General features: G+C 61.7%; 17 protein-coding genes. 16 read left to right on the top strand and 1 reads right to left on the bottom strand.

From position 1 onward, the window contains the following. The first annotated feature begins 12 nt into the window (after positions 1-12). The 3 genes from PspCFBP13509_RS12055 to PspCFBP13509_RS12045 all read left to right on the top strand — a co-directional run bounded on the left by PspCFBP13509_RS12055 (position 13) and on the right by PspCFBP13509_RS12045 (position 4068). Positions 13-1224: a glycosyltransferase gene (locus tag PspCFBP13509_RS12055; RefSeq protein ID WP_137212094.1), complete on the top strand. Its 1212-nt coding sequence runs from the start codon at positions 13-15 to the stop codon at positions 1222-1224. Beyond that, positions 1221-2408, top strand: a complete 1188-nt coding sequence (locus PspCFBP13509_RS12050; RefSeq protein ID WP_137212093.1) for a glycosyltransferase family 4 protein — start codon at positions 1221-1223, stop codon at positions 2406-2408. Before PspCFBP13509_RS12055 ends, PspCFBP13509_RS12050 begins: the two co-directional genes overlap by 4 nt. Positions 2409-2502: 94 nt before the next feature. Beyond that, positions 2503-4068, top strand: coding sequence for a methyl-accepting chemotaxis protein (locus tag PspCFBP13509_RS12045; RefSeq protein WP_137212092.1), 1566 nt, complete (start codon positions 2503-2505; stop codon positions 4066-4068). A gap of 93 nt (positions 4069-4161) precedes the next feature. Here PspCFBP13509_RS12045 and PspCFBP13509_RS12040 read toward each other — a convergent pair whose 3' ends face one another. Continuing rightward, a complete protein-coding gene (locus PspCFBP13509_RS12040; protein WP_137212091.1) occupies positions 4162-4854 on the bottom strand; it encodes an alpha/beta family hydrolase in 693 nt (230 codons plus the stop codon). Between the two features lie 79 nt (positions 4855-4933). On the opposite strand from PspCFBP13509_RS12040, the gene ccoN (PspCFBP13509_RS12035) reads away from it, so the two are divergent. The 13 genes from ccoN (PspCFBP13509_RS12035) (at position 4934) to PspCFBP13509_RS11975 (ending at position 17178) form a co-directional block, all read left to right on the top strand. Continuing rightward, positions 4934-6358, top strand: coding sequence for a cytochrome-c oxidase, cbb3-type subunit I (gene ccoN, locus PspCFBP13509_RS12035; protein WP_065924734.1), 1425 nt, complete (start codon positions 4934-4936; stop codon positions 6356-6358). Between the two features lie 10 nt (positions 6359-6368). Continuing rightward, positions 6369-6977 (top strand): cytochrome-c oxidase, cbb3-type subunit II, encoded by a 609-nt coding sequence (gene ccoO / locus PspCFBP13509_RS12030; RefSeq protein WP_017735321.1) that lies wholly within the window; start codon positions 6369-6371, stop codon positions 6975-6977. Between the two features lie 3 nt (positions 6978-6980). Continuing rightward, positions 6981-7181, top strand: a complete 201-nt coding sequence (locus tag PspCFBP13509_RS12025) for a cbb3-type cytochrome oxidase subunit 3 (RefSeq protein ID WP_065924735.1) — start codon at positions 6981-6983, stop codon at positions 7179-7181. Then, a complete protein-coding gene (ccoP, locus tag PspCFBP13509_RS12020; protein WP_065924736.1) occupies positions 7178-8125 on the top strand; it encodes a cytochrome-c oxidase, cbb3-type subunit III in 948 nt (315 codons plus the stop codon). Before PspCFBP13509_RS12025 ends, ccoP (PspCFBP13509_RS12020) begins: the two co-directional genes overlap by 4 nt. 350 nt (positions 8126-8475) lie before the next feature. Then, positions 8476-9918, top strand: a complete 1443-nt coding sequence (ccoN, locus tag PspCFBP13509_RS12015) for a cytochrome-c oxidase, cbb3-type subunit I (RefSeq protein WP_027603733.1) — start codon at positions 8476-8478, stop codon at positions 9916-9918. Then, on the top strand, positions 9918-10526 hold the full coding sequence (ccoO, locus tag PspCFBP13509_RS12010) for a cytochrome-c oxidase, cbb3-type subunit II (protein WP_003193167.1): 609 nt from the start codon (positions 9918-9920) through the stop codon (positions 10524-10526). The genes ccoN (PspCFBP13509_RS12015) and ccoO (PspCFBP13509_RS12010) overlap by 1 nt, the downstream gene beginning before the upstream one ends. Positions 10527-10532: 6 nt before the next feature. Then, entirely contained in the window at positions 10533-10718 is a 186-nt protein-coding gene (locus PspCFBP13509_RS12005) for a CcoQ/FixQ family Cbb3-type cytochrome c oxidase assembly chaperone (RefSeq protein WP_003193169.1), read from the top strand. Continuing rightward, the gene (ccoP, locus tag PspCFBP13509_RS12000) at positions 10715-11692 is read left to right on the top strand and encodes a cytochrome-c oxidase, cbb3-type subunit III (protein WP_065946875.1); all 978 of its coding nucleotides are present in this window, start codon (positions 10715-10717) and stop codon (positions 11690-11692) included. Before PspCFBP13509_RS12005 ends, ccoP (PspCFBP13509_RS12000) begins: the two co-directional genes overlap by 4 nt. Before the next feature lie 172 nt (positions 11693-11864). Continuing rightward, positions 11865-12119, top strand: coding sequence for a type II toxin-antitoxin system Phd/YefM family antitoxin (locus tag PspCFBP13509_RS11995; protein ID WP_137212090.1), 255 nt, complete (start codon positions 11865-11867; stop codon positions 12117-12119). Beyond that, on the top strand, positions 12119-12529 hold the full coding sequence (locus PspCFBP13509_RS11990) for a type II toxin-antitoxin system VapC family toxin (protein ID WP_065924739.1): 411 nt from the start codon (positions 12119-12121) through the stop codon (positions 12527-12529). The genes PspCFBP13509_RS11995 and PspCFBP13509_RS11990 overlap by 1 nt, the downstream gene beginning before the upstream one ends. Before the next feature lie 207 nt (positions 12530-12736). Beyond that, positions 12737-14164, top strand: coding sequence for a cytochrome c oxidase accessory protein CcoG (ccoG, locus tag PspCFBP13509_RS11985; RefSeq protein WP_027603729.1), 1428 nt, complete (start codon positions 12737-12739; stop codon positions 14162-14164). 15 nt (positions 14165-14179) lie between these two features. Further along, a complete protein-coding gene (locus PspCFBP13509_RS11980) occupies positions 14180-14719 on the top strand; it encodes a FixH family protein (protein ID WP_065924741.1) in 540 nt (179 codons plus the stop codon). A gap of 8 nt (positions 14720-14727) precedes the next feature. Next, complete coding sequence (locus PspCFBP13509_RS11975) at positions 14728-17178, top strand: heavy metal translocating P-type ATPase (protein WP_074847449.1); 2451 nt, start codon at positions 14728-14730, stop codon at positions 17176-17178. Positions 17179-17190: the final 12 nt, after the last annotated feature.

The raw sequence follows: 17190 nt of genomic DNA, 5'->3' as shown, positions 1-17190 counted from the left end.
CAGGAATCTCCCGTGCCCCGCATCGCCATGATCGTCTGGAATGAGTTTCGCAACGACGCCCGCGTATTGAAGCAAGCCCGGACACTCCAGGCAGCCGGTTATCAAGTCACCGTGTTCGCCCTGCATGCGCCCGGCGTGACGCATCGCAAGGAGGTGCTGGCCGAAGGCATCCGTGTGGTACGCGTAGCGCGCAGCGTGCGCTGGCGTGCGGCCAACGCCGGATCGCCCCCATCGCCAGGCCCGTTCGCAGCCGAACAATCGATGCCCCTGCGACGCATTCTTTCGCGGCTTTGGGTACATGCAGGGCTGCTGCTACGCATCGCCCTGCATCGCGCTGCGGTGGTGCATGCCCACGACGTCAATACCCTGCCCACCGCCTGGCTGGCGGCCCGGCTCAGCGGCGCCAGGCTGGTGTATGACGCCCACGAAATCAGCACCAGCCGCGAGGGGTATGCGCGCTTTCGCAGCTGGGTAGGTTGTATCGAAAAAACCTTGATGCCCAGGGCCGAAGGCATCATTACCACCACGCAAAGCCGGGCCAGGTTTTTTGCCAGGGCCTATGGAATCGCCCGCCCGCTGGTACTGCAAAACCGCCCCTGTCTGAGCGCCTCCTCGCCCGGCCAGAGGATTCGTCTTGAGTTGGGCTTGCAACACCCCTGGCCCATCGTTGTCTATCAGGGCGGCCTTCAACAGGGGCGCGGGCTGGAACGCTTGCTACGCGTGGCGGCGTCGTTGCAAGGCGCTTACCTTGTATTGATCGGGAGCGGCAGGCTTACCCCTGCCTTGATGGCATTGCGCACGGAACTTGGCCTGACAGACCGAGTGCACTTTATCCCGACCGTTGCACTGGCGGATTTGCCCAGCTACACCGCATCAGCCGATATCGGTGTGCAGCCGATCGAAAATACCTGCCTGAACCACTTCACCACCGACTCGAACAAATTATTTGAATATGTCATCGCCGGGCTGCCCGTGGTGGCCACGGACTTTCCGGAGATTCGCAAGATTGTCCGGGCCTACTCCGTAGGACTTTTGGTACCGGCAGGCTCGGAGCAATCACTGCGCACCGCACTGCAGCGCCTGATCGATGAGCCGTTATTGCGTCAGGCACTGGCGCAAAACGCGAAAAATGCCGCCTTGCATTTAAATTGGGAGCGGCAGGAAAGCACGCTGGTGGCGCTGTACGAGCGTGTACTGCGGCGTAAAACCGAGGTGCGCGTATGACCAAGCGCATTCTCATATTGAGCTATTACTTTCCGCCCGATCTGTCGGCATTTCGCGTCGAGGCGTTGGTCAAGGCCTTGCTCACCCACGGTAACGGTGAGATAGAGATCGACGTGCTGACCACCCAGCCAAACCGCTACCCGTCCTATGAGGCTGCCCCTGCCCACACCGCGCATCAGCCGAAGCTGTCCGTCACCCGCATCGGCCTCCCCGCGCACAGATTCAGCGCATGGGGCCAGGCCTGGGGGTTTGCCCACTATGCCTGCGGCGTCCTTCAGGCCGTGAAGGGTAAGCCGTATGACGTGATCGTGGCCACCTCTTCGCGGCTGATGACGGCCGCACTGGGCGCCGCCATCGCGCGCAAAAAACACGCGCCTCTCTATCTGGATATTCGCGATATCTTTGTCGACGTCCTGCCCGAGCTTTTCCCCGGTATTGTCGGCAAGCTCCTGGCACGGCTGTTTTCCCGCCTGGAAAAAATCACCCTTGGGTGTGCGACGCGGGTCAACCTGGTATCCCCCGGTTTCCTGAGTTACTTCGCGCCCCGTTATCCACACAAGACCTTCTCAACCTACACCAACGGTGTGGATGATCTGTTTCTTGAACCCCCCTTCCATACCGAACCGCCTGACGACCCGACACGCCTGCTGAAGATCGTCTACGCTGGCAATGTCGGCGCCGGCCAAGGCCTGGAAAAAATCCTGCCCCCCCTGGCCGAACGGCTGGCAGACAGGGCCTGTTTCTACGTCATTGGCGATGGCAGCACGATGAAAAAACTGAGCGAGGCGCTGATCAAAAGAAACGTAAGGAATGTCGAGCTTATTCCTCCCATGCCTCGCCATAGACTGATTCACTACTATCAGCAAGCGGATGTGCTTTTTTTGCACCTTAATAGCTTTAACGCATTCTTGAAGGTCATTCCTTCCAAGCTGTTTGAATATGCAGCCACTGGAAAGCCAATCCTGGCGGGGCTGGAAGGCTATTCAAAAGCGTTCACTCTTAACCATATTCCCAATGCTTGCGTGTTTGCCCCCGCAAACCCGGACGCAGCCGTTGCCGCACTCGCCCGTCTTGATCTGGGTAGCACCGACCGAGCGGCATTTCTACGGGAGTATTCCCGCAGCAGGATCCAGCAACGCATGGCTCTGGACATTCTCGATATCACAACACCCGAAGAACCGTGACCCTGCAAACTGCCAAGCCGATTGTTGCAAAAATAAGTTAAATAAACCCCCGTTACCGCCGATACCCAATGAAAGCCTTGCGGATTGAACAATCATGCGTAATAACCAGCCCGTTACCCAGCGCGAACGTACCTTCCCCGCTCAGCAACGGTTGATCTCCACCACAGATGCCAAAGGCGTGATCACCTACTGCAACGACGCGTTTGTCGAAATCAGTGGGTTCTCTCGCGACGAACTGGTGCGCGCCCCGCACAACCTGGTCCGTCATCCGGACGTGCCAGCGGCCGTGTTCGGGCATATGTGGACCACGCTCAAACAAGGCTTGCCATGGATGGGCATCGTTAAGAACCGCTGCAGGACGGGCGATCACTACTGGGTCAACGCCTATGTGACGCCGGTCTTCGAAGGCAACCAGGTGGTCGGCTACGAATCGGTGCGCATCAAGCCCACCGCCGAGCAGATCCGCCGTGCCGAAGCGCTCTACCAACGCATCAACCAGGGCAAGTCGGCCGTCCCCCAGCGGGACAAGTGGCTGCCGGTGTTGCAGGACTGGCTGCCGTTTATCCTGATCAGCCAGTTGAGCTTCATGATCGGTGCGTCGCTCAACTCCCACTGGGGCTTTGCCCTGGCGGCGGGTTTGTCGGTGCCATTGGGGCTGCTGGGCCTGAGCTGGCAACAGCGCGGCCTCAAGCGCCTGCTGCGCCTGGCCGAGCAGACCACCTCCGACCCGTTGATCGCGCAGATGTACACCGACAGCCGTGGTGCCCAGGCGCGCCTGGAGATGTCCATTCTCAGCCAGGAGGCACGCCTGAAGACCTGCCTGACGCGCTTGCAGGACACTGCCGAGCACCTCAACGACCAGGCGGCGCAGTCCAATACCCTGGCGCATAACAGCTCCAGCGGCCTGGAACGCCAGCGCGTGGAAACCGAGCAGGTGGCCACGGCGGTCAACCAGATGGCGGCGACCACCCAGGAAGTGGCCAGCCATGTGCAGCGCACGGCCGATGCGACCCAGGAAGCCAATCGCCTGACCAGTCGCGGTCGCGATATTGCCGGGGAAACCCGCGAGGCGATTCAGCGTCTGTCGGTGGCCGTGGGCGAGACCGGCGTGACCGTCACCCAACTGGCCAAGGACAGCGACGAGATCGGCGGCGTAGTCGACGTGATCAAAGGCATTGCCGACCAGACCAACCTGCTGGCGCTCAACGCCGCCATTGAAGCGGCGCGAGCCGGTGAGATGGGCCGTGGGTTTGCGGTGGTCGCCGATGAAGTGCGCCAACTGGCGCAGCGCACGGCTGAGTCGACCGGGCAGATCCATGCCCTGATCGCCAAGCTGCAGCAAACTGCTGCCGCTGCCGTGCAAACCATGGACACCGGGCATCGCCAGGCCGAAGAGGGCGTGGCGCGGGTAATGGAGGCGGACCAGGCATTGGTGGGCATCAGTGAAGCGGTGGCGCATATCACCGACATGACCACCCAGATCGCGGCCGCCACCGAAGAGCAAAGCTCGGTGGCCGAAGAGATCAGCCGCAATATCAGCACCATTGCGCTGTTGGCAGATCAGACCTCGGAGCAGGCGTTGAACTCGGCGCAGTTGAGTGAAGAGCTGACGCATACGGCCAATACCCAGTATTCGTTGGTCGAGCGTTTCAACCGGTAGACCGATATCGGGAGCAAGCCCCCTCCCACAGTTAACCGCGTACATCCCTTGGAATGCGGTCGAATGTGGGAGGGGGCTTGCTCCCGATTGGCCCTAACAGGCGCTGAGAAACTCAGCCACCTGCACGGCCGCAGCCTCCAAATGCTGCTCATGCGCAAACCCCGAAGCCTTCAACGGCTTCAAATCATGATCCCCCGCCACCAGCCACATCACTTCGATGCTCGGCGGCAAGTCATACCCTTCCACCGCCGCCCGATTGCCCAGTGCATCGCGCTCGCCCTGCACAATCAACGTCGGCGTCTTCAATCCGGCCAAATGCGCTACACGTGGTTTCTCCGGCTTGCCCACCGCATAAAACGGATAACCCAGGCACACCAGCCCATCGACGCCCAATTCATCGGCCAAAAGACTGGCCATCCGCCCGCCCATCGACTTGCCGCCAATGACCAGTTTCCCAGCGACATGACGTCGCACCTCGGCATACACCCCGCGCCAGGCTTCCAGCAATCTTGGCGCCGGGTTGGGCGGGCGTTTGCCGCCGTCCAGTCGGCGCTGGGCCATGTAGGGAAACTCGAAGCGCAACACGTTGACGCCATGTCCGGCAAGGCGTGCAGCCATGTCGTTCATGAAGGATGAGTCCATCGGTGCGCCGGCGCCATGGGCCAGGATCAACGTCACGCAATCACCGGAAGCTACGCCCGACGCGACATCCCAAAGCCAACCGTGTTCCCGCACACACTGCGCCCATTGATCCCCGTCAATACTGGCCTTGTGCTCTTTGCCCATGCTTGCCTCGCTATTCAGTCTGCCTATAACTCCAGCCCAAGTGCCGCATCTGCTTGGGTTGAACCGTGGATGGGGAACCATGAACACTACTTTAAGTACCGCCTATAACTACAAGGTGGTCCGCCAATTCGCCATTATGACGGTGGTGTGGGGCATCGTCGGCATGGGGCTCGGGGTTTTTCTCGCCGCCCAATTGGTTTGGCCCGCGCTCAACTTCGACTTGCCCTGGACCAGCTTCGGCCGCCTGCGCCCACTGCACACCAATGCGGTGATCTTCGCGTTCGGTGGCTGTGCGCTGTTCGCCAGCTCCTTCTACTCGGTGCAGCGTACCTGCCAAACCCAGCTGTTCGCGCCGAAAATCGCCGCGTTCTGCTTCTGGGGCTGGCAACTTGTCATCCTCCTGGCCGCGATCAGCTTGCCGCTGGGCTACACCAGCTCCAAGGAATACGCCGAACTGGAATGGCCGATCGACATCCTGATCACCATTGTCTGGGTGGCCTACGCCATCGTGTTCTTCGGCACGGTGATGAAGCGCAACACCAAGCATATCTACGTCGGTAACTGGTTCTTCGGCGCGTTCATCATCACCGTGGCGATCCTGCATATCGTCAACAACCTGGAAATCCCGGTCAGCCTGACCAAGTCCTACTCGCTGTATGGCGGTGCGACGGATGCCATGGTGCAGTGGTGGTACGGGCATAACGCGGTAGGCTTTTTCCTCACCGCCGGTTTCCTCGGGATGATGTACTACTTCGTGCCGAAACAGGCCGAGCGCCCGGTGTATTCCTATCGCCTGTCCATCGTGCACTTCTGGGCGCTGATCACCCTGTACATCTGGGCCGGTCCTCACCACCTGCACTACACCGCGCTGCCGGACTGGGCACAGTCCCTGGGCATGGTGATGTCGCTGGTACTGCTGGCGCCGAGCTGGGGCGGCATGATCAACGGCATGATGACCCTGTCGGGCGCCTGGCATAAGTTGCGCAGCGACCCGATCCTGCGCTTTTTGGTGGTGTCCCTGGCGTTCTACGGCATGTCGACCTTCGAAGGGCCGATGATGGCGATCAAGACCGTCAACTCGCTGTCCCACTACACCGACTGGACCATCGGCCACGTACACGCCGGCGCCCTCGGCTGGGTAGCGATGATCTCCATCGGCGCCCTGTACCACATGATCCCGAAAGTCTTCGGTCGCGAGCAGATGTACAGCCTCGGCCTGATCAACGCGCACTTCTGGCTGGCCACCATCGGCACCGTGCTCTACATCGCCTCGATGTGGGTCAACGGCATCGCCCAGGGCCTGATGTGGCGTGCGATCAACGAAGACGGCACCTTGACCTACTCCTTCGTCGAAACCCTGGTGGCCAGCCACCCAGGCTTCATCGTGCGGCTGGTGGGCGGTGCGGTATTCCTCAGCGGCATGTTCCTGATGGCTTACAACACATGGCGCACCGTGCGCTCGGCACAACCTGTCGAAGCCGCCCCTGCCGCGCAGATGGCCTGAGGAGTCAGTGATGAAACACGAAACGATTGAAAAGAACGTCGGCCTGCTGATGCTGCTCATGGTGCTCGCCGTGAGCATCGGCGGCCTGACCCAGATCGTCCCGCTGTTCTTCCAGGACGTGACCAACAAGCCGGTGGAAGGCATGAAGCCCTACACCGCGCTGCAACTGGAAGGCCGCGACATCTACATCCGCGAAGGCTGCGTACAGTGCCACTCGCAGATGATCCGCCCGTTCCGCGCCGAGACCGAGCGCTACGGCCACTACTCGGTGGCCGGTGAAAGCGTGTGGGACCACCCGTTCCTGTGGGGCTCCAAGCGTACCGGGCCAGACCTGGCCCGCGTCGGCGCACGCTACTCGGACGACTGGCACCGCGCGCACTTGTACAACCCTCGCAACGTCGTGCCTGAGTCGAAGATGCCGGCCTACCCGTGGTTGGTCACGGCTGCGGTCGACAGCAGCCACACCGAGACCAAGTTGAAAGTAATGCGCACCCTCGGCGTGCCGTACACCGACGACGACATCAGTGGCGCCGTGGCCAGCCTCAAGGGCAAGACCGAAATGGACGCGCTGGTTTCGTACCTGCAAGTACTCGGCACTGCCATCAAGAGCAAGAGGTGAGCCATGGGATTTGAATTCGATGCGGGCACCATCCGCGGCCTCGGCACGCTGGTGGTCGCCATCGCCTTTATCGGCCTGTCGCTGTGGGTATTCAACAACCGGCGCAATTCGGAATTCGAGGAAGCGCGCCTGCTGCCCTTCGCCGATGAACCTTCGCCATCCGACGCTCACCAAGAGCCTGCAACAAGGAGCAACCGGCCATGACTACCTTCTGGAGTACATGGATCTGCGTACTGACCATTGGCAGCCTGATCGGCCTGACCTGGCTGTTGTTCGCCACCCGCAAGGGCGAGACCAAGGGCAGCGTCGACCAGACCATGGGCCATGCCTTCGACGGCATCGAGGAATACGACAACCCCCTGCCCCAGTGGTGGTTCATGCTGTTCGCCGGCACCCTGGTGTTTGCGGTCGGCTACCTGATTCTCTACCCGGGCCTGGGCAACTGGAAAGGCGTGTTGCCGGGCTATGAAGACGGTTGGACCTCGGCCAAGGAGTGGGACAAGGAGATGGCCAAGGCCGACACCAAGTTCGGACCGATCTTCGCCAAATTCTCGGCCATGCCCGTGGAACAAGTCGCCAAAGACCCGCAGGCGCTGAAAATGGGCGGTCGCCTGTTCGCCTCCAACTGCGCGGTGTGCCACGGCTCGGATGCCAAGGGCGCATTCGGCTTTCCCAACCTGGCTGACAACATCTGGCGTTGGGGCGGTTCGGCCGAAGCGATCAAGACCACCATCATGAACGGTCGCCACGCGGCGATGCCGGCGTGGGGTGACATGCTCGGCGACGACGGCGTAAAAAACGTCGCCGCCTATGTGCGCCACGACCTGGCCAAGCTGCCATTGCCGGCGGACAGCACCGCCGACCTGGCCGCTGGCCAGGCCGCGTTCAACACCACCTGCGTGGCCTGCCACGGTCCGCAAGGCCACGGCATGGAAGCCATGGGCGCGCCGAACCTGACCCTGCCCGCCGGTTACATCTACGGCACCAGCCTTGCGCAGTTGCAGCAGACGATTCGCCACGGCCGCCAAGGCCAGATGCCAGCGCAGGAAGTGCTGCAGGGCAATGACAAAGTGCACCTGCTCGCCGCCTACGTTTACAGCCTGTCCCATAACGCTGATGGCGCAACGCCAGAAAGCCAAGCCCAGTAACACCTGACTGCCGCCCCAATCTGGGGCGGCAGCTCTACCGCGCTACGCGACCAAGTGTCGCACCCTTCCAAAGCACACCTTTCCCCTCCTGCCATTCGGGTCTACGCTTGCTTGCACAGCGGACCGATCCTGGCGTACGCGACGACAGTCGTTGCGACCCCCGAAATTTCCTGTCCACTCGATCAGCTTTCAATTTCGGATTTTATCCTTACGCCAAACATGGAAAGGGCGCAGAATCTGGCGTGGAACGCATTGACACAGGTCAGCCTTGCGTTGCAATGGCCCCTTGCTTTCTACATACTTGCGGCCGAATTTTACCTATAAAAAAACCTAAACCGTGGAACCTTAGAATGAGCACAGCAATCAGTCCGACTGCTTATAACTATAAGGTAGTCCGCCAGTTCGCCATCATGACGGTGGTCTGGGGGATCCTTGGCATGGGGCTCGGGGTGTTTATCGCCTCGCAACTGGTGTGGCCGGAATTGAATTTCGGTCTGCCATGGACAACCTTCGGCCGCCTGCGCCCGCTGCACACCAACCTGGTGATTTTCGCCTTCGGCGGATGTGCATTGTTTGCCACCTCCTACTATGTCGTGCAGCGAACCTGCCAGACGCGACTCATCTCCGACAGCCTCGCGGCCTTCACTTTCTGGGGTTGGCAAGCGGTCATCGTCGGCGCCATCGTCACCTTGCCGCTGGGCTACACCACCACCAAGGAATACGCCGAGCTGGAATGGCCGATCGCGATTCTGCTGGCCATCGTCTGGGTGACCTACGCAGTGGTGTTCTTCGGCACCATCGTCAAGCGCAAGACCAAGCACATCTATGTGGGCAACTGGTTCTACGGGGCCTTCATCCTGGTGACGGCGATGCTGCATATCGTCAACCACGCCTCGTTGCCGGTCAGCCTGTTCAAGTCCTACTCGGCCTACGCCGGGGCGACGGATGCGATGATCCAGTGGTGGTACGGCCACAACGCCGTAGGTTTCTTCCTCACCACCGGTTTCCTGGGGATGATGTACTACTTCGTGCCCAAACAGGCCGAACGGCCTATTTACTCGTATCGCCTGTCCATCGTGCACTTCTGGGCGCTGATCACCCTGTACATCTGGGCCGGCCCGCACCACCTGCACTACACCGCATTGCCGGACTGGGCCCAGTCCCTGGGCATGGCGATGTCGATCATCCTGCTGGCCCCGAGCTGGGGCGGCATGATCAACGGCATGATGACCCTGTCGGGCGCCTGGCATAAGCTGCGCACCGACCCGATCCTGCGCTTTTTGGTGGTGTCCCTGGCGTTCTACGGCATGTCGACTTTCGAAGGGCCGATGATGGCGATCAAGACCGTCAACTCGCTCTCCCACTACACCGACTGGACCATCGGCCACGTACACGCCGGTGCCCTCGGCTGGGTAGCGATGATCTCCATCGGCGCCCTGTACCACATGATCCCCAAGCTGTTCGGCCGTGTGCAGATGCACAGTGTCGGGCTGATCAACGCGCACTTCTGGCTGGCCACCATCGGCACCGTGCTCTACATCGCCTCGATGTGGGTCAACGGCATCACCCAGGGCCTGATGTGGCGTGCGATCAACGATGACGGCACCCTCACCTACTCCTTCGTCGAAGCGCTGCAAGCCAGCCACCCTGGTTTCATCGTCCGCGCCCTCGGGGGTGCGTTCTTTGCCAGCGGCATGCTGTTAATGGCCTACAACGTCTGGCGCACCGTGCGTGCCTCGGACCCGGCAGAAGCCGAAGCCGCCGCCAAGATCGCCGTTGTGGGAGCCCACTGATGAAGCATGAAGTCGTCGAGAAGAATATCGGCCTGCTGGCCTTCTTCATGGTCATCGCCGTGAGCATCGGTGGCCTGACCCAGATCGTTCCGCTGTTTTTCCAGGACGTGACCAACAAGCCGGTCGAAGGCATGAAGCCGCGCACCGCCCTTGAACTGGAAGGCCGCGACGTCTACATCGCCAACGGCTGTGTCGGCTGCCACTCGCAGATGATTCGCCCGTTCCGCGCCGAAACCGAACGCTACGGCCACTACTCGGTGGCCGGTGAAAGCGTGTGGGACCACCCGTTCCTGTGGGGTTCCAAGCGCACCGGCCCGGACCTGGCCCGTGTCGGCGGGCGTTACTCCGATGACTGGCAACGTGCGCACTTGTACAACCCGCGCAACGTGGTGCCTGAGTCGAAAATGCCGGCGTATCCGTTCCTCGTGGAAAACAAGCTCGACGGCAAGGACACCGCGAAGAAGATGGAAGTCCTGCGCACCCTGGGCGTGCCCTACACCGACGAAGACATCGCCGGTGCAGCCGCAGCCGTGAAGGGCAAGACCGAAATGGACGCATTGGTGGCCTACCTGCAAGGCCTGGGCACCATCATCAAAAGCAAACGGTGATTCTTCATGGATATCGGGATGATTCGAGGCCTGGGCACCGTTGTGGTGATGGTGGCCTTTATCGGCCTGGCGCTGTGGGTGTTCAGTCCCCGGCGCAAGTCGGAGTTTGACGACGCGACCATGTTGCCCTTTGCGGATGATCCCGAAGCCATCAAGCACGTCGAGCAAGCTTCTAGGAGTAACAAAGAATGACTACGTTCTGGAGTCTGTACGTCACAGTCCTCAGCCTGGGTACCATCTTCGCCTTGACCTGGCTGTTGCTGTCGACCCGCAAGGGCCAGCGCGCCGAGCAGACCGACGAGACCGTCGGCCACTCGTTCGACGGCATCGAGGAGTATGACAACCCGCTGCCCAAGTGGTGGTTCATGCTGTTCGTCGGCACCATCATCTTCGCCCTTGGCTACCTGGTGCTCTACCCCGGCCTGGGCAATTGGAAAGGCCTGCTGCCGGGCTACAACTACCTCGACAACGACAAGCAAACCCCGTTCGCCAACGGCCAGACCGGCTGGACCGGCGTGCACGAATGGGAAAAGGAAATGGCCAGGTCGGACGCCAAGTTCGGGCCGATCTTCGCCAAATTCGCGTCGATGCCGATTGAAGATGTCGCCAAGGACCCGCAAGCCTTGAAGATGGGCGGTCGCCTGTTCGCCTCCAACTGCTCGGTATGCCACGGCTCCGACGCCAAGGGCGCCTATGGCTTCCCCAACCTGACCGACGCCGATTGGCGCTGGGGTGGCGAACCGGCCACCATCAAGGAAACCATCATGAAGGGCCGTCATGCCGTCATGCCGGCCTGGCTGGACATCCTCAAGGAGCAAGGCGTCAGCGACGTTGCCGCGTTCGTCGTCACCAACCTCGACGGCCGCAAGCTGCCGGAAGGCGTGAAAGCCGATGTGGCCAACGGCGAGAAACTCTTCGCCGCCAACTGCGTGGCCTGCCACGGCCCGGCCGGCAAGGGCACCCCCGCCATGGGCGCGCCGGACCTGACCCACCCGGGTGCATTCATCTACGGTTCGAGCTTCGCCCAACTGCAGCAGACCATCCGTTGGGGCCGCCAGGGCCAGATGCCTGCGCAGGAGCAACTGCAAGGCAACGACAAGGTGCACTTGCTCGCGGCGTATGTCTACAGCTTGTCCCATGGGGATAAGAAGGCTGACGAGCAGTAAAGCTCACCGACACACAAAAGCCCCGCCTGAGTGATCAGGCGGGGCTTTTTTATAGATCGCATCGACACCCCCATGGGAAAAGCACGTTGACCGCTTGTAGCTTTAAGCTTGTGGCTCGCCAAGGCCAAGTAGTAACGTAACTACATTCAACCCGCTCCAGGGGAGGCGCACCATGACTTTCACCACCATTTCCAGTCGCGAATTCAATCAAGACACAAGCGGTGCCAAAAAAGCCGCTCGCCAAGGCCCGGTTTTTATCACCGATCGCGGCAAGCCTGCCCATGTACTGCTAAGCATTGAGGACTACCAGAAGCTGACAGGTCTCAATGCCAACATCGTTGACCTGCTGGTGATGCCGGAAGCGGCCGATATCGACTTTGAAACCGAACGTGCCGCGGTCACTCATCGACCCGTGGACCTCTCTTGATGTATCTACTCGACACCAACGTAATCTCTGAACTGCGTAAACCCCAGGCTGATGCAAACGTGGTCGCCTGGGCCAAAAGTGTCAGCGCACCGCGTATGTTTATTTCGGCAATCACCCTGAAAGAATTGGAAACCGGGGTCTTGCGCATTGAGCGGCGCGACCCGGCTCAGGGGAAAGTGTTGCGAACCTGGCTCAAGCGTCATGTGATGCCGGCCTTTGATGCCAGAATCCTGCCCGTCGATGCGGCAGTCGCGTTGCGTTGCGCACACTTGCATGTGCCGGACCGCGCCAATGAAAGTGACGCATTAATTGCCGCGACCGCGCTGGTGCATGGGCTCACGGTTGTCACGCGCAACGTCAGCGACTTCAAATCCAGTGGCGTTCCACTGATCAATCCTTGGGACGAATGACCGCCTCCGCCACGAAAACCGTCCATACTTCCCAAGTCAATTGATCCAGGTCACGTACACCATCAATTGATTTCCCCCAACGCGACCAAAGGTCGCACCCTTTGAGCACCATCGGGGGCGTATCATTACGCCACTGCAAGACCCTTAATTTGACCCCGGTTGGCACGTACTGGCCGAGGCAAATCTCCACCGCCGTGGGATGCAATGATGAGCAACCAGATACCGGTACATGACGTTACCCCGCCTGCCAAAAACGCCAGCAGTGCTGACACCAAGACTGTCGACCTGTACGCCTCGCGCGAAAAAATCTACACCCGCGCCTTCACTGGCCTGTTCCGCAACCTGCGCATGCTCGGCGGTGCCGGCCTGTTCCTGCTCTACTTCGGCACGGTGTGGCTGAATTGGGGTGGCCACCAGGCGGTGTGGTGGAACCTGCCGGAACGTAAGTTCTTTATTTTCGGCGCGACCTTCTGGCCCCAGGACTTCATCCTGCTGTCGGGCATCCTGATCGTCGCGGCATTTGGCCTGTTCTTCATCACGGTGTACGCCGGCCGCGTGTGGTGCGGGTATACCTGCCCGCAAAGCGTGTGGACATGGATCTTCATGTGGTGCGAAAAGGTCACCGAAGGCGACCGCAACCAGCGCATCAAGCTGGACAAGGCGCCCATGGGGGCCAACAAGTTCCTGCGCAAATTCAGCAAGCACACGCTGTGGCTGTTGATCGGTTTTGTCACCGGCATGACCTTTGTCGGCTACTTCTCGCCGATCCGCGAGCTGGTGTTCGACTTCTTCACCGGCCAGGCCGACGGCTGGTCGTATTTCTGGGTCGGCTTCTTCACCCTCGCCACCTACGGCAACGCCGGCTGGCTGCGCGAGCAGGTGTGCATCTACATGTGCCCGTATGCGCGCTTCCAGAGCGTGATGTTCGACAAGGACACCCTGATCGTTTCCTACGATCCACGCCGTGGCGAAGTGCGTGGCCCGCGTAAAAAAGGCACCGACTACAAGGCCCAGGGCCTGGGTGACTGCATCGACTGTACGATGTGCGTCCAGGTATGCCCCACCGGTATCGACATCCGCGACGGCCTGCAAATCGAGTGCATCGGTTGCGCCGCCTGTATCGACGCCTGCGACACCATCATGGACAAGATGGAATACCCGCGCGGCCTGATCAGCTACACCACCGAGCACAACCTGTCGGGGCAGAAAACCCACAAGTTGCGCCCACGCCTGATCGGTTATGCCCTGGTGTTGCTGGCGATGATCAGCCTATTGGCCGGGGCGTTCTTCATGCGTTCGCTGGTGGGCTTCGACGTGAGCAAGGACCGCGTGCTGTACCGCGAAAACGCCGAAGGGCGCATCGAAAACGTCTACAGCCTGAAGATCATGAACAAGGACCAGCGCGATCACACCTACGTGCTCGACGCCGCCGGCCTGCCGGACCTCAAGCTGCAAGGCCGACGTGAAATCAGAGTGGCGGCGGGCGATATCGTCAGCATGCCGGTGGAGCTGTCGAGTGCACCGGAGCAACTGCCGTCGAGTACCAACGAGGTGAAATTCATCCTCACCGATGCCGATGACGCCAGCGTCCACGTTGAAGCCAAGAGCCGATTCATCGGCCCACAAGTTCGATAACGAGAGAACTGAACAATGCCCGTAGCTACTGCCGCAAGCCCCTGGTACAAGCACCTCTGGCCCTGGATCATCATTGGGATCCTGGCCTGCTCGGTGACCTTGACCTTGTCCATGGTGACCATCGCGGTGAACAACCCGGACAACCTGGTCAACGACAACTACTACGAGGCCGGCAAAGGCATCAACCGCTCCCTGGACCGCGAACGGTTGGCCCAGACCCTGCAACTGCGCGCCAAGCTGCACCTGGATGAGCTGACCGGCGAAGTCGAGCTGCAACTTACCGGCTACAGCAACCCGAACACCCTGGAACTGAACCTGATCTCCCCGACCCAGCCGGAGAAGGATCGCAAGATCAACCTGACCCGCAGCGACAGCGAACCGGGCCGCTACATCGGCCAGGTCACCGACAAGGTCGAAGGCCGCCGCTTCGTGGAATTGCTGGGCGTGGAAGGCGACAGGACCTGGCGCCTGTTCGAGGAAGAAGAAGTCAGCCACGACAAGGACTTGCTGCTGGGTGATGAACCGTTGCAGGGTGCTGAAGACCTGAAAAAATAGCAGCGCCCATGACCAGCCCAACCCCCTGCTACCACTGCGCCCTGCCCGTCCCGTCCGGCAGTCGGTTCACCGCCGTGATCCTCGGCGAGCGCCGCGAGCTGTGCTGCCCCGGCTGCCAGGCCGTGGCCGAAGCGATTGTGGCCGGTGGGCTGGAAAGCTATTACCAGCACCGCAGCGAAGCCTCGGCCAACCCCGAGACGCTGCCGGTGCAACTGGTGGATGAACTGGCGCTGTATGACCGCGCCGACGTGCAAAAACCCTTCGTGCACCACGAAGGCGACCTCGCCGAAACCACCCTGCTGATGGAAGGCATCAGTTGCGCCGCCTGTGGCTGGTTGATCGAAAAACACCTGCGCAGCCTGCCCGCCGTGGCCGAGGCGCGGCTGAACCTGTCCAACCATCGCCTGCAGGTGCGCTGGGCCGACGGGCAATTGCCGTTGAGCCAGGTGCTCAGTGAACTGCGCCATATCGGCTATGCCGCCCACCCGTATCAAGCAGACCGTGCGGCCGAGCAACTGGCCAGCGAAAACCGCCTGGCCCTGCGCCAGCTGGGGGTCGCCGGACTGCTGTGGTTCCAGGCGATGATGGCGACCATGGCCACCTGGCCGGAATTCAATATCGACCTGAGCCCCGAGCTGCATGTGATCCTGCGCTGGGTGGCAATGTTTCTGACCACCCCCATCGTGTTCTACAGCTGTGCGCCGTTCTTCAAGGGCGCCATGCGCGACGTGCGTACGCGTCACCTGACCATGGACGTGTCGGTGTCCCTGGCCATTGGCGGGGCTTACCTGGCCGGGATCTGGACTGCAATCACCGGCGTGGGCGAGTTGTATTTCGATGCGGTGGGCATGTTCGCGCTGTTCCTGCTGGCCGGTCGCTACCTGGAGCGCCGTGCCCGGGAGCGCACGGCCGCCGCCACCGCGCAGTTGGTCAACCTGCTGCCCGCCTCATGCCTGCGCCTCAAAGGTGACGGCCAGAGCGAACGCATTCTCTTGAGCGAACTGGCGCTGGGCGACCGCGTGCTGGTGCATCCGGGCGCGGTTCTGCCGGCAGATGGGGTGATCCTCGACGGCCGCTCCAGCATCGATGAATCGCTGCTCACCGGTGAGTACCTGCCGCTGCCGCGCCAAACCGGTGATGCCGTCACCGCCGGCACGCTGAACGTCGAAGGCGCGTTGACCGTCGAAGTCCGCGCCCTGGGCCACGAGACCCGCCTGTCCGCCATCGTACGCCTGCTGGAGCGGGCCCAGGCCGAGAAGCCGCGCCTGGCGCAGATCGCCGACCGCGCCGCGCAGTGGTTCCTGTTGTGTTCGCTGATTGCCGCGGCGGTGATCGGCCTGTTGTGGTGGGAGCTGGATTCATCGCGGGCGTTCTGGATCGTGCTGGCAATGCTGGTGGCCACCTGCCCCTGCGCGTTGTCCCTGGCCACGCCGACCGCCCTCACCGCCGCCACCGGCACCCTGCACAAGCTCGGGCTATTGCTGACCCGTGGCCATGTGCTCGAAGGCCTGAACCAGATCGACACGGTGATCTTCGACAAGACCGGCACCCTCACCGAAGGCCGCCTGGCGTTGAAAGCGATCCGGCCGCTGGCCGCCTTGAACAGCGACCAGTGCCTGGGCCTCGCCGCCGCCCTGGAAAACCGCTCCGAACACCCGATTGCCCGCGCCTTCGGGCGTGCGCCGCTGGCCGCCGACGAGGTGCTCAGTTCCCCGGGCCTTGGCCTGGAAGGCCGTGTCGGCACACGCCAGTTGCGCATCGGCCAGCCGGGGTTTGTTTGTGCACTCAGTGGTTGCCCGATTCCCGCCGCTCCGGAGGATGACGGCCAATGGCTGCTGCTGGGCGACGGCGACGGTGCCCTGGCCTGGTTCGTCCTCGACGACCGCCTGCGCAGCGATGCCCCTGCCCTGCTGGCCGCCTGCAAGGCGCGAGGTTGGCGCACGCTGCTGCTGTCGGGGGACAGTTCGCCGATGGTCGCCAGCGTCGCTGCTGAACTGGGTATCGATGAAGCCCACGGCGGCCTGCGCCCAGACGACAAGCTCCACGTGCTGCAACAACTGCACAAGGAAGGCCGCAAGGTGCTGATGCTCGGCGATGGCGTCAACGATGTGCCGGTGCTGGCCGCCGCCGACATCAGCGTGGCCATGGGCTCGGCCACCGACCTGGCCAAGACCAGCGCCGATGCGGTGCTGCTGTCCAACCGCCTGGATGCCCTGGTGCAAGCCTTCACCCTGGCGCGGCGCACCCGCCGGGTGATCATTGAAAACCTGCTGTGGGCGGGACTGTACAATGGCCTTATGCTGCCGTTTGCCGCCCTCGGTTGGATCACTCCGATCTGGGCGGCGATCGGCATGTCCCTCAGTTCGTTGACCGTGGTGCTCAATGCCCTGCGCCTGACTCGCCTGCCGAGTGCGCAGGCCAGAAGCGCCCCTTTGGTAACCCGTCCGCTGCCGGCTTGAGCCGCGCGGGCA

The organism is Pseudomonas sp. CFBP13509 (assembly GCF_005233485.1).
Classification (GTDB): domain Bacteria; phylum Pseudomonadota; class Gammaproteobacteria; order Pseudomonadales; family Pseudomonadaceae; genus Aquipseudomonas; species Aquipseudomonas marginalis.
This window is presented reverse-complemented; position numbering and strand designations above follow the sequence as displayed.

Coding starts and splice junctions, on each gene's coding strand:
- PspCFBP13509_RS12050 (WP_137212093.1), top strand. CDS start 1,221: ATGACCAAGCGCATTCTCATATTGAGCTATTACTTTCCGCCCGATCTG.
- PspCFBP13509_RS11980 (WP_065924741.1), top strand. CDS start 14,180: ATGCCCGTAGCTACTGCCGCAAGCCCCTGGTACAAGCACCTCTGGCCC.
- PspCFBP13509_RS12005 (WP_003193169.1), top strand. CDS start 10,533: ATGGATATCGGGATGATTCGAGGCCTGGGCACCGTTGTGGTGATGGTG.
- ccoN (WP_065924734.1), top strand. CDS start 4,934: ATGAACACTACTTTAAGTACCGCCTATAACTACAAGGTGGTCCGCCAA.
- PspCFBP13509_RS11995 (WP_137212090.1), top strand. CDS start 11,865: ATGACTTTCACCACCATTTCCAGTCGCGAATTCAATCAAGACACAAGC.
- PspCFBP13509_RS12040 (WP_137212091.1), bottom strand. CDS start 4,854: ATGGGCAAAGAGCACAAGGCCAGTATTGACGGGGATCAATGGGCGCAG.
- ccoP (WP_065946875.1), top strand. CDS start 10,715: ATGACTACGTTCTGGAGTCTGTACGTCACAGTCCTCAGCCTGGGTACC.
- PspCFBP13509_RS12045 (WP_137212092.1), top strand. CDS start 2,503: ATGCGTAATAACCAGCCCGTTACCCAGCGCGAACGTACCTTCCCCGCT.
- ccoN (WP_027603733.1), top strand. CDS start 8,476: ATGAGCACAGCAATCAGTCCGACTGCTTATAACTATAAGGTAGTCCGC.
- PspCFBP13509_RS11975 (WP_074847449.1), top strand. CDS start 14,728: ATGACCAGCCCAACCCCCTGCTACCACTGCGCCCTGCCCGTCCCGTCC.
- ccoO (WP_003193167.1), top strand. CDS start 9,918: ATGAAGCATGAAGTCGTCGAGAAGAATATCGGCCTGCTGGCCTTCTTC.
- ccoG (WP_027603729.1), top strand. CDS start 12,737: ATGAGCAACCAGATACCGGTACATGACGTTACCCCGCCTGCCAAAAAC.
- ccoP (WP_065924736.1), top strand. CDS start 7,178: ATGACTACCTTCTGGAGTACATGGATCTGCGTACTGACCATTGGCAGC.
- PspCFBP13509_RS12025 (WP_065924735.1), top strand. CDS start 6,981: ATGGGATTTGAATTCGATGCGGGCACCATCCGCGGCCTCGGCACGCTG.
- ccoO (WP_017735321.1), top strand. CDS start 6,369: ATGAAACACGAAACGATTGAAAAGAACGTCGGCCTGCTGATGCTGCTC.
- PspCFBP13509_RS11990 (WP_065924739.1), top strand. CDS start 12,119: ATGTATCTACTCGACACCAACGTAATCTCTGAACTGCGTAAACCCCAG.